We start from the raw sequence: 11,969 nt of genomic DNA, 5'->3' as shown, positions 1-11,969 counted from the left end.
TTTTTTTGATACGCATCAACATTGATAATTAATGATTAGTGTATCGTTTTTCCTTTATGCATGGAGTTTATGCTCTATTAACAGCAGCTTGCATGCTTTTTCTAGGGCGTCAGAGCGAAGTTAGACCATAGTATGAAAGGTGGTGGTAAGGCGAATGCGGTTGAGAGAAGGGCGCGGACCCCGGGGCTCGTTGGCGTTGGCACGGCGACTTTCAGGCTGGATGTGCCGGGCAAGGCGTTTGATGTTTTGTTACGGGAAAGATAATCTCTATCTTGATACCGTATCAAAACAATGCGTAAACGCAGGAGTGCCCCATGACGCAATCAGCGCAGCAGATGTTCGACCGTCACCGTCAGACCCTTGATCAAGCCGTCGAGGCTATTTCCAGCCGTGATTTCTGGACGCCCTATCCGGAAAACATGAAGAAATATCCCGAGGATGCGGTTAAAGGGGCGCCGTCCAGGTTCGAGTCTCTCCTCAATCAGCCGTTTACGCTCAAGGCCGTGGCAAGCACCCGGCAAGTGGGCGGCGAAGTGTCGCCCTATGGCTTTGACCTCGGTATCACTTATGACCAGCCGGACTCTGAAGCGCTGATTGCAGCCATGCAGAAGGCAATGCCCGCCTGGCGCGATGCCGGTGCCGAGGCGCGCGTCGGTGTCTGTCTGGAAATCCTGGCGCGTCTCAACGCCATGAGCCCGGATATCGCCCAGGCGGTGATGCACACCAGCGGCCAGGGCCCAATGATGGCGTTTCAGGCCGGTGGACCACACGCCCAGGATCGCGGCCTGGAAGCCGTGACCTATGCCTGGCAGGCGATGGCGCAGATTCCCGCGACCGCCAAATGGGTCAAGCCCCAGGGCAAGCATGATCCCCTGGTGCTCGACAAGCGCTATCACATCGTGCCGCGCGGTGTTTCGCTGGTGGTGGCCTGTTCCACCTTCCCCACCTGGAACACCTACCCGGGGCTGTTCGCCAGCCTGGCCACCGGCAATCCGGTGATTCTCAAGCCGCACCCCGGCGCCATTCTGCCGGTGGCGATGACCGCACGCGTCGCTCAGGACGTGCTTGAGGAAGCGGGCTTCGACCCCTGCCTGGTCAGCCTGGTACCCGATAGCGTCGAGGCGCCGATGACCAAGACGCTGGCGCTCGACCCGGCGGTCAAGTTGATCGACTTCACCGGCTCCAACGCCTTCGGTGACTGGCTGGTGCAGAATGCCACCCAGGCCCAGGTGTTCGCCGAGAAGGCCGGTATCAATACCGTGATCATCGACAGCGTGGATAACCTCAAGGCGGTCACCATGAACCTTGCCTTCTCGCTGAGCCTGTATTCGGGACAGATGTGCACCACTAGCCAGGCCATCTATGTACCCAAGAGCGGCATTGAAACGGCCGAGGGTCATCTGAGCTTCGACGACGTCACCGCAGCGCTTTCCAAGGCGATCGATAAGTTTCTCAGCGACAACGACCGTGCCTGTGCCGTGCTGGGCGCCATCCAGTCGCCGGCGACCGAAGCGCGTATCGATGAATGTCGTGGCTTGGGCGAAATTCTGCTGGATAGCGAGCCGCGTGAGCACGCCCAGTTCCCCAACGCTCGCATTCATACGCCGCTGCTGCTCAAGGTGGATGCTGAGCAGAAGGCTGCCTATAGTGAAGAGCGTTTCGGCCCGATCAGCTTCGTCGTCGCTACCGAAGACACCCGGCACAGCATTGACCTGGCGCGCGAGGTGATTCTGGAAAAAGGCGCGATAACCCTGGGTGCCTATACCACCGACGACAATGTGGCCGAGCAGTTCGAACAGCTGGCCATGGACGTGGCGGCGCCGCTGTCGCTGAACATGGACGGCGGTGTGTTCGTCAACCAGTCGGCCGCTTTCAGTGATTTCCATGCCACCGGCGGCAACCCGGCGGCCAATGCCTCCTTATGCGACCAGGCCTTTGTCGCCAGCCGCTTCTTGGTGGTGCAAAGCCGTCGTCACGGCCAACCAGACTGACGGAGAACGTTATGCCGTACTATCGACTCGAAGGGGTGACGCCGGTGGTGCACCCGACCGCCTATGTGCATCCCACGGCGGTGTTGATCGGCGATGTGATCGTCGGCCCCGGTTGCTATGTCGGCCCCGGCGCGGTGATGCGTGGCGATTTCGGCCGTCTGGTACTGGAAGAAGGCTCCAACCTTCAGGATACCTGCGTGATGCACGGCTTTCCCGGCTGTGTCACCAAGGTCGAAAAGGATGGGCATATTGGCCATGGCGCAGTATTGCATGGCTGCGTGGTCGGGCGTGATGCCATGGTCGGCATGAACGCCGTGGTGATGGACGGCGCCCGGATCGCCGAGCGTTCGATCGTTGCGGCGGCGGCATTCGTCAAGGCGGGTTTCGAGTGCGCACCCCAGTCGTTGGTGATGGGCGCTCCCGCCAAGGTCAAGCGCGAACTGAGCGATGAGGAATTTGCCTGGAAGCAGCAGGGCACCCAGGAATACCAGCGCTTGGTAACTCGCTGTCGTGACAGCCTGGAGCCTTGCGAGCCACTCACCGAGCTGGATGCCGACCGGCCCCAGCTGGAATCCGGTGATACGGCGCCAAAGCAGCAGCTTGGCGCCAAAGGGGGCGGGTCCTGATGAGTTATGAACTGATCGAGGTCTCGACACAGAAGGCGGTGGGCATCATCCGCCTTGATCGACCCAAGGCCTATAACGCCCTCTGCAATGCGCTGGTGGAAGAGCTGGGCCAGGCGCTGGACGCCTTCGAGGCGGACGAGGCGATAGGGGCGATAGTGCTCACCGGGGGCGAGAAGGTCTTCGCCGCCGGGGCCGACATCGGCGAAATGCTCGATCGCGAGCATGCCGATCTGTTTCTCGACGACTTTCCTTACGTCAAGTCGCACGGCTGGGAGCGGCTGAGCAATTGCCGTAAACCGACCATTGCGGCGGTCTCGGGTTTTGCCCTTGGCGGTGGCTGTGAATTGGCCATGGCCTGCGACATCATACTGGCCAGCGACACGGCGAAATTCGGCCAGCCGGAAGTCAAGATCGGCACCATGCCGGGGGCCGGAGGCACGCAACGCCTGGTGCGCGCCATCGGCAAGGCCAAGGCCATGGAGCTGTGCCTGACCGGCCGCATGATGGACGCCGCAGAAGCGGAGCAGGCGGGGCTGGTGTGTCGGGTCGTGCCGGTGGATGCCTTGATGGAGGAAGCCCTGACCATGGCGGCCACCATCGCTTCCCACTCGCGTCCGGTGGTCATGCAGATACGTGAAGCCGTTGAGCAATCCTTTGAAACCGGCTTGCAGGCGGGATTACTGTTCGAGCGCCGCGCATTTCAGGCGACGTTCAATCTGGCCGACCGCAAGGAAGGCATGAGCGCCTTTGCCGAAAAGCGCAAGCCGGTGTTTCGTCACCGCTGACCGGCAAAAAGCTTGAACGTGATGGCACCCAAGCGCCCCCTGCTCAGCAGGGGGCGCTTTTGCTTACAACAGAAAAACCGGCTATGTGTTTGGCGTGGTGAAGTGTCAAAATATCGTTACACGAATGCCGCACGCCTGTCTTGCGCCTCGAGGTACCTATGCGCCTTAAGTTTCACTGTCAGAATCGAATCGGAATTCTTCGCGATATCGTGGCCCAGTTCGCCGATTACCGCGTCAATGTGGCGCGAGGAGAAGTGGGCGGGGATCACGGCAACACCATCTATCTGTATGTACCGCAACTGCTCAATGCTCAGCTGGCCACGTTAAAGCCGGCCCTGGACGCGATCCCGGGGGTGTTCGGGGTCAAGCGTGTCAGTCTGATGCCCAGCGAGCGCCGCCACCTGGAATTGGATGCGCTGCTTTCGTCGCTTTCCGATCCGGTGATGTCGATCGATATGCAGGGGCGCATCGTCGCCGCCAATCGCACCGCCGTGCAGATGCTGGGCGTGCGCATCGACGAAGTACCGGGCCTGTCGCTGGATCGTTACCTGGAAGACCTGAACCTTCCCGACCTGATTCGACGCAACAACTCACGGATCAACGGGCTGCGCATCAAGTTGAAAGGCGATACCTATCTTGCCGATATTGCCCCGTTGCATAGCGAAAAAAATGATGTAGCTTCCCTGGCCGGGGCGGTCATGACCTTGCACCGCGCCGACCGTATCGGTGCGCGTATCTATCAGGTACAGCGCCAGGAGTTGCGCGGCTTCGAGGCGATTTTTCAGTCAAGCCCACGTCTGGAAGCCTTGATCCATGAGGCGCGGCGGATGGCGCCGCTGGATGCGCCCCTGTTGATCGTGGGTGAAACCGGTACCGGAAAAGAACTGGTCGCCAGGGCCTGTCACCTGGCAAGCCCGCGTGGGCAAGCGCCGTTCATGGTGCTCAACTGTGCTGGGCTCCCCGAGTCGATGGCCGAGACCGAATTGTTCGGTTACGCACCGGGCGCCTTCGAAGGGGCTCGCCCCGAAGGCAAGCTGGGCCTTCTGGAGCTCACCGAAGGCGGCACCATCTTTCTCGATGAAGTCGGCGAAATGAGCCCGCGGTTACAGACCAAGCTGCTGCGTTTTCTCCAGGACGGTGGTTTCCGCCGCGTGGGCAGCGACGAGGAAACCTATCTCGATGTGCGAGTGATCTGCGCTACCCAGCAGAACTTGCCACAACTCTGTGCCGAAGGGCTGTTTCGTCCCGACCTTTATCATCGGCTCAATGTGCTCTCGCTACAGGTGCCCCCTTTACGCGAATGTCTCGACGGCATCGAGGAGTTGGCGGCCTACTTTCTGGATCGTGCGGCGCGTCAGATCGGCTGTCCCTTGCCAGGTCTTTCGCCTGCGGCCCTGGAAAAACTCGCTCACTATGATTGGCCGGGCAATGTCCGCCAGCTGGAAAACGTCCTGTTTCAGGCGGTGTCGCTGTGCGAGGAGAAGGTCATCCAGCCGGTGCATCTGCGGCTCCCGCAAAGCGAAGGTGCGCCTGAGCTTGCCGGCATTCCGCTGGAAGGAAGCCTGAGCGATATTCTTGGGGATGTGGAAAAACGCATCCTGAGTACCCTGTATCGGCAGCACCCTTCCAGCCGCCAGCTGGGTAAACGGCTAGGGGTTTCGCATACCACGATTGCCAACAAGCTCAAGCGTTACGGCATTGGCGCGCAGGATGATTGAATTGCCTGTCATGTTTTCTTTACGCAGTGTCAGAAAAACGCAACGCCTGGCACCCACCGCTCAGCACTCCCGGCCAGGTGTAACGTTTTATTTACGAAGGTGGTGTGCCGACCATGGTCGGCGTGGCCATGAACGCGCTTTAGTCCCATTCCCGGCGCATGCCTAGCCCCCTAGACTCTTTATCACTGGGTTGACCCGCAGTTGGTCGACCTGTCGGAAAAACAATTATCTGTCTAGAGGCTTTTTATGAACGCCCCAGCAACCACACCCCTGTCTACGCATAACCCCATCGGCACCGATGGTTTCGAATTCGTTGAATATACCGCGCCGACCAGCGAAGGTATCGAGAACCTGCGCAAGCTGTTCAATCAGATGGGTTTCACCGAGACTCGCAAGCACCGTTCCAAGAATGTCTTTCTGTTCCAGCAGGATGGCGTCAACTTCGTGCTCAACGCCGAACCGGGCAGTCATGCGGCGAAATTCGCCGAGGTGCATGGCCCCAGCGCCTGTGCCATGGCCTGGAAAGTGGCGGATGCCCAGCAGGCCTTCGAGTATGCCGTGTCCCAGGGCGCCGAGCCGGTGGAGAACCATGTGGAGCCCGGAGAAGTGGGTATTCCCGCGGTGCGCGGTATCGGTGGTTCCCTGCTGTATTTCGTCGACAACAAGGTCGATGACCAAGGCCGCACCATTTATGACATCGACTTCGAGGCGATCCCCAACCGTTCGCCCAGCGATAATAGCGTCGGCCTCAAGGTGCTCGATCACCTGACGCATAACGTCGACCGCGGCCAGATGGACGTCTGGGCCAACTTCTACATCGATATCGCCAACTTCCGCGAGAACCGCTATTTCGACATCAAGGGCAAGAAGACCGGTCTGCATTCCCGTGCCATGACCGCGCCCTGCGGCAAGATGCACATCCCGATCAACGAATCCGCCGACGATAACTCCCAGATCGCTGAATTCCTGCGCGAGTACAACGGCGAGGGCATCCAACATCTGGCCATGTCCACCGACAACATCTACGCCACGGTGCGTGCGCTACGCGAAAACGGCGTGACCTTCCTGTCCACGCCGGACACCTACTACGAAAAGATCGATCAACGCGTGCCCAACCACGAAGAAAACGTGGAAGACCTGCGCGAGCTGAGCCTGTTGATCGACGGCGGTCCCGACGAGGGCGTGCTGCTGCAGATCTTCACCGAGACGGTGATCGGCCCGATCTTCTTCGAGATCATCCAGCGCAAGGGCAACGACGGCTTCGGCGAGGGCAACTTCAAGGCTCTGTTCGAATCGATCGAGGAAGACCAGATTCGCCGCGGTGTAATCAGCGAGTAAAAAGCCTGGACCGCCCGGGTAGGGCGGTCTTTTCATGCAACCAATCTTCTCTTTATTGGTTGTTTTTACTGTCTAGAAAAAATAACCTAAAAAACAATTAAATCTATAAGGTTTTCCCCGATGACGACGATGAATACACCTACCAAGACGCTGTGGCTGGGCCGCTGGGGGTTTGTACTGGCTGCCACTGGTTCCGCAGTGGGTCTGGGTAATATCTGGAAGTTTCCCTACATCACCGGTGAGTTCGGTGGCGGTGCCTTCGTGCTGGTCTATCTGGCCTGCATTCTGGCGGTAGGGGTTCCTATCATGATGGCTGAAATCAGCTTCGGCCGCCGTGGCCGGGGTAGCCCGATTGACGCTATCCGCCGTGTGGTGCATGAATCGGGCCATGGCGGTTTCTGGTCGATCTTCGGCTGGATGGCCATGCTGTGCGGTTTCATGATCCTGTCTTTCTACGTGGTGGTCGCCGGCTGGGCGTTTTCCTATCTATGGAAAATGCTCAGTGGTGGGCTGGCGGGTACCAGCGTCGATGACATGGCGGCGATTTTCGCGGCCAATAACGCCAATCCCTTCAACCTGGGTGCCTGGAGCACGCTGGTCACGGTGTTGACCATGCTGATCGTGGGCAAGGGCGTGCAAGCCGGTATCGAGAAAAGCGTCAGCTGGATGATGCCGGGCATGGTGATCATGCTGGGTATCCTGATCGGCTACGGCGCCTTTTCCGGTGGCTTTGGCGAGGCCTGGTCGTTCCTGTTTTCCTTCAATACCGAAGGTCTCAGCAGTGAAGGCCTGCTAGCCGCGCTGGGCCATGCCTTTTTCACCCTGTCGCTGGCGTCCGGGGCGATCCTGACGTACGGCTCTTACCTGCCGGCGGGTCACTCCATCGCGCGCACCACGTTCAGCGTAGCGATTGCCGATACCGTCGTGGCGCTGATGGCGGGACTGGCGATCTTCCCGATCATTTTCGCTAACGGAATGAGCCCGGGTGCTGGACCGGGGCTGATCTTCATGAGCTTGCCGCTGGCCTTCCAAGCGATGCCGTTTGGCACCTTGTTCGGCATCCTGTTCTTCCTGATGCTGGCGATGGCTGCACTCACCTCTTCGATTTCGATGATCGAAGCCACGGTGGCCTGGCTCACCGACAGTAAAGGCATGACGCGGAAAAAAGCTTCCTGGGGTGTGGGTATCGTGCTGTGGCTGGTCAGTACCCTGGCGATGCTGTCGTTCAACCTGGGCGCCGACTGGACCCTGGCGGGACGCAACTTCTTCGACTGGCTGGATTACCTGACCTCTCGCTGGATGATGCCGTTGGGCGGCCTGGGCATGGCCTTGATGGCAGGTTTCCTGCTGCGCAACGAAATCTTCCGGGAAGAGTTGGGGCTCAGCCGCACCCAGCATGCGCTGTGGCTGTTCATGGTGCGTTACGTGAGCCCGCTGGGCATCGTGTTGATTTTCATCGATGCGCTGGGTCTTGCCACGCTCCAGATAGCCACCCAGTGGCCCTGGTTGCTGGCGCTATTGGCGCTGGTTACCGTGGTGGGCGAGTTGGCCAGCCCGCGGCTACGCCGCCAGGTCTCCTGAGCCACCTAGCCGAAACGCTCCCATTCCCCTGATGGGAGCGTTACACCAGGCTAGACGCTAGAACAGCCGTGCCGTTTCCGCTTACTGGCGGGAGCGGCACGGCGCCTTTTATGGCGTGATATATCTCCTTTGTGTAGCATGTGCGCCTTTGCTGCCAACGTTCAACACCCACGGAATTGCCGCACAGGGACTCACTATCACCATGTCGCTTGCTTCTGACTGTGTTGCGGATCTCGTCTGCAACTTCCAGGCACGTCGCCCGATTCGCGCCGGCTCTCTCATCATTACCGTTTACGGCGATGCGATTGTCCCGCGAGGGGGCACTGTCTGGCTGGGTAGTTTGTATCAACTGCTGGAACCCATCGGCATTAACGAACGCCTGGTAAGAACGTCTGTTTATCGGCTAACCCAGGATACCTGGCTGCAAGGCGAAAAGGTGGGCCGGCGCAGTTACTACAGCCTGAGCAATGCCGGGCGGCGTCGTTTTGAACAGGCCTTCAAGCGGGTTTACCACGGCCAGCAAACCCAATGGATGGGCAAATGGACATTGGCCATGTTGACGCAGCTGGAGCCTGCGACACGTCAGAAAGTGCGTGATGAACTGGAGTGGCTCGGGTTTGGTAGCTTTTGTCCCGGGATTTTGGCGCACCCCACGCTTAGCCGAAATGAAACGATTGCTGTGCTGCAGGAAATGGGGGCTGCCGAAGATACCATTATCATGCAGACCGAGCCGCTGACGCCCATGGTAAGAAAGCCCCTGAGGCTCCAGGTTAGAGAGAGTTGGAACCTTGATGAGTTATCCCAGAGCTACAAGGTTTTTCTGGATAAGTTTCGCCCTTTATGGCGCGCCCTGGCCAATGAAGATAATGCACTTAGCGAAGAAGAGTGCTTTATCGCGCGTATCTTGTTAATTCATGAATACCGCAAAGTACAGCTTCGCGACCCTCAACTTCCAGATGAGCTGCTTCCCGCCGCTTGGGAAGGGCGCAATGCCTTTCAGCTGTGCCGAAACATATACCGCGCGATTCATCAGCGTGCGGAGAGTTGGCTGGACAAACACCTGGAAACCGCCGAAGGACCCTTGCCCGCCCCTACGTCCAGCTTTTACCAGCGTTTTGGCGGCCTGGATTGAAGGGTGTTTTAGGTCAGCCTAGAACATAAAAAAATCCCGAAGATTGGGGTGTCCAACCTTCGGGGTGCAAGTTCACAAGCAACGGCCCGCGTTCCCTCGCGGGCCTGACGCTCAGCGGTGCAGGTCGAAGCGGTCGTTCTCCATGACCTTGACCCAGCCCTTGACGAAGCGCTCGATCATTCTCTCCTCACCACCGTTTGCGGCGTACTCCTCCGCGATGGCGCGTAGCTGCGAGTTGGATCCGTAGACGAGATCGACGCGTGTCGCATTCCACTTCTTCTCGCCCGTCGCACGGTCGCGGCCCTCGAAGCGTTCCTCGCTTTCGTCGATCGGCGCCCAGACGGTGCCCATGTCGATCAGGTTGACGAAGAAGTCGTTGGTCAGCTGGCCGGGGCGGTCGGTGAGAACCCCTTCATCGTTGTCATCAGCATTGGTACCGATGGCCCGCATGCCGCCAAGGAGAGCGCTCATTTGCGGTACGCTGAGATTGAGCATGAACGCCCGGTCGATCATCAGGTGCTCGGCGGGGATGGACGTCGTCTGCGCCTGCATGTAGTTGCGGAACGCATCGTGCCTCGGTTCGAGGTAGGCGTGGGTGTCGACCTCGGTCATCTCCTGGTTCGCGTCGGTGCGCCCCGGGGTGAACGGCACCGTGATGTCATGACCGGCCGCCTTCGCCGCCATTTCCACCCCGACGCCACCGCCCAGCACGATCATGTCCGCCAGCGAGATGTTGGCGTCGGAGGCGTTCTTGATCTCATCGAGCTTGTCGATCACCTCTGCTACGCCCGAGCGTACGTTGACGTCCCAGCCGACCTGAGGTTCGAGGCGGATACGCGCGCCGTTGGCGCCGCCGCGGTGGTCGGTCTGGCGGTAAGTACAGGCCGAGGCCCAGGCGGTTCCCACCAGCTGCTTGGCGGTGAGGCCGGCATCGGCGATCTGCTGCTTGAGCGTAGCGATCTGCTCATCGTTGACCAGCGGGCCTTCGTGCTCGGGCACCGGGTCCTGCCAGACAAGAGCCTCGCCGGGCACCTGTGGGCCGAGATAGCGGTCGCGTGGACCCATGTCACGGTGCAGCAGCTTGTACCAGGCACGGGCGAACGCATCGGCGAGCACGTCCGGGTTCTCGTGGTACTCCTTGGAGATTTCGAGGTAGGCGGGGTCGGTGATCATCGCCATGTCGGCGGTGGTCATCACCGGCGGGTTCTTCTTGCCTTCGACATGGGCGTCGGGCACCCAGTAGCCTTCCTTGACCTCGACGGGCTCCCACTGGTTCGCGCCGGCAGGCGACTTCTTGACCTCCCACTGATGGGCGAAGATGGTGTTCAGGTAGGAGTGGTCCCACTGGGTCGGCGTCGGGGTCCAGGCCCCCTCGAGGCCCGAAGTGACGGCGTATTCTCCGAGGCCTGTTTCATGCTTGTTGGCCCAGCCGAACCCCTGCTCATGGACTTTGGCGCCCTCGGGAGCTTCGCCGACGGCCTCGGCGGGACCATTGCCGTGCATCTTGCCGAAGGTGTGACCGCCGACGGTCAGTGCGACGGTCTCGCGGTCGTTCATGCCCATGCGCGCGAAGGTCTCACGCACATCCTGCGCGGACTTCATCGCATCGGGAACCCCGTTGGGGCCCTCGGGGTTGACGTAGATCAGGCCCATCTGGACTGCGGCAAGCGGGTTGTCCAGCACGCGGCTGCCGTCTTCCCAGTTCCCGGTGTAGCGCTCGTCGTTGGTCGCCAGCCACTCGGTCTCCGGGCCCCAGTAGATGTCGTCCTCAGGCGCCCAGATGTCGGCGCGGCCGAACCCGAAGCCGAAGGTGCGAAAGCCCATTGTCTCCAAGGCGCGGTTACCGGCGAAGACCATCAGGTCGGCCCAGGAAATCTTCTCGCCGTATTTCTGCTTGATCGGCCAGAGCAGACGGCGCGCCTTGTCCAGGTTGCCGTTGTCGGGCCAGCTGTTGAGCGGGGCGAAGCGCTGTGCGCCGGTGCCGCCGCCGCCACGGCCGTCGAGCGCTCGATAGGTGCCGGCGGCGTGCCACGACATGCGGATGAAGAACGGCCCGTAGTGGCCCCAGTCGGCGGGCCACCACTCCTGCGAGTCGGTCATCAATGCATCGACATCGGCGGAGAGCTCATCGACGTCAAGCTGCGAGAATGCCTCGCCGTAGCTGAAGTCGGCTCCGAAGGGGCTGGCGTCGGGGTGCTTCTGGTGCAGGACGTTGAGGTTGAGCTGGTCGGGCCACCAGTGCTCGTTGCCCTGCAAACGTGGCGTGGTGCGTGCGCCCCACTCCGGGCGTGTAGGTTTTTGATCGGACACGTTATTATTCTCCTCGACTAGACTAGATGGGCCTACAAACAGTCTAGTCGATAACTCTGGATCGCGTCAGGTGCCGAAAGCCCTTCAGGCGGCTATAGATATCATTGAAAAATGCTATCAGCGCTTCGGTGATGGCGGGATCGTGACAATCGGTGAACTTGACACCTTGGTGATGCTGACGCTCATCTGTTGTCTGCTACTGGCCGTAGCGCCTGGTTAGTTGTAATTCACTCGGCAACTGGGGTGTACACAACAGACACGTCATTTGGCATTTCATCTATTCGGCCCACCTGCACGTAGATAGGATAAAGAATTTCCAAATCGTATGGCCCATTCCAGCGCAATTTTGGGGCCAAATCTTGATCACGAATTACCACCACGCTCTCTGACTCGTTTGGCAGCTTCATGTCGCCGGACCAGCCAAGATGCACACAAGAACAGAATCAGCCACACAACCGTCCGAAGAGTCATGGCGCGAAGGCTGTCAA

At 59.9% G+C, this 11,969-nt stretch carries 9 protein-coding genes; 8 read left to right on the top strand and 1 reads right to left on the bottom strand.

The genetic code is table 11. The annotated features are described in order from the left end of the window. Positions 1-314 precede the first annotated feature (314 nt). The 7 genes from paaN to paaX all read left to right on the top strand — a co-directional run bounded on the left by paaN (position 315) and on the right by paaX (position 9,171). On the top strand, positions 315-1,991 hold the full coding sequence (paaN, locus tag LG290_RS15235) for a phenylacetic acid degradation protein PaaN (RefSeq protein WP_499835511.1): 1,677 nt from the start codon (positions 315-317) through the stop codon (positions 1,989-1,991). 11 nt (positions 1,992-2,002) lie between these two features. Continuing rightward, entirely contained in the window at positions 2,003-2,617 is a 615-nt protein-coding gene (gene paaY, locus LG290_RS15230) for a phenylacetic acid degradation protein PaaY (protein ID WP_499835510.1), read from the top strand. Further along, positions 2,617-3,402, top strand: a complete 786-nt coding sequence (locus LG290_RS15225; RefSeq protein WP_499835509.1) for an enoyl-CoA hydratase-related protein — start codon at positions 2,617-2,619, stop codon at positions 3,400-3,402. Before paaY ends, LG290_RS15225 begins: the two co-directional genes overlap by 1 nt. Positions 3,403-3,560: 158 nt before the next feature. Beyond that, positions 3,561-5,120, top strand: a complete 1,560-nt coding sequence (locus LG290_RS15220; RefSeq protein ID WP_160418227.1) for a sigma-54-dependent transcriptional regulator — start codon at positions 3,561-3,563, stop codon at positions 5,118-5,120. A 246-nt stretch (positions 5,121-5,366) separates the two neighbouring features. Continuing rightward, positions 5,367-6,458, top strand: a complete 1,092-nt coding sequence (gene hppD, locus LG290_RS15215; RefSeq protein WP_160418225.1) for a 4-hydroxyphenylpyruvate dioxygenase — start codon at positions 5,367-5,369, stop codon at positions 6,456-6,458. A gap of 120 nt (positions 6,459-6,578) precedes the next feature. Next, positions 6,579-8,039, top strand: coding sequence for a sodium-dependent transporter (locus LG290_RS15210; protein ID WP_499835508.1), 1,461 nt, complete (start codon positions 6,579-6,581; stop codon positions 8,037-8,039). 202 nt (positions 8,040-8,241) lie between these two features. Next, on the top strand, positions 8,242-9,171 hold the full coding sequence (paaX, locus tag LG290_RS15205; protein WP_499835507.1) for a phenylacetic acid degradation operon negative regulatory protein PaaX: 930 nt from the start codon (positions 8,242-8,244) through the stop codon (positions 9,169-9,171). A 111-nt stretch (positions 9,172-9,282) separates the two neighbouring features. Here paaX and katG read toward each other — a convergent pair whose 3' ends face one another. After that, positions 9,283-11,481: a catalase/peroxidase HPI gene (gene katG / locus LG290_RS15200; protein ID WP_499835506.1), complete on the bottom strand. Its 2,199-nt coding sequence runs from the start codon at positions 11,479-11,481 to the stop codon at positions 9,283-9,285. A 70-nt stretch (positions 11,482-11,551) separates the two neighbouring features. Here katG and LG290_RS15195 point away from each other — a divergent pair, with 70 nt between their 5' ends. Next, on the top strand, positions 11,552-11,701 hold the full coding sequence (locus LG290_RS15195; protein ID WP_499835505.1) for a hypothetical protein: 150 nt from the start codon (positions 11,552-11,554) through the stop codon (positions 11,699-11,701). The last annotated feature ends 268 nt before the right edge of the window (positions 11,702-11,969 follow it).

The sequence above is a fragment of the Halomonas sediminis genome, assembly GCF_044871105.1.
Classification (GTDB): domain Bacteria; phylum Pseudomonadota; class Gammaproteobacteria; order Pseudomonadales; family Halomonadaceae; genus Vreelandella; species Vreelandella zhuhanensis.
This window is presented reverse-complemented; position numbering and strand designations above follow the sequence as displayed.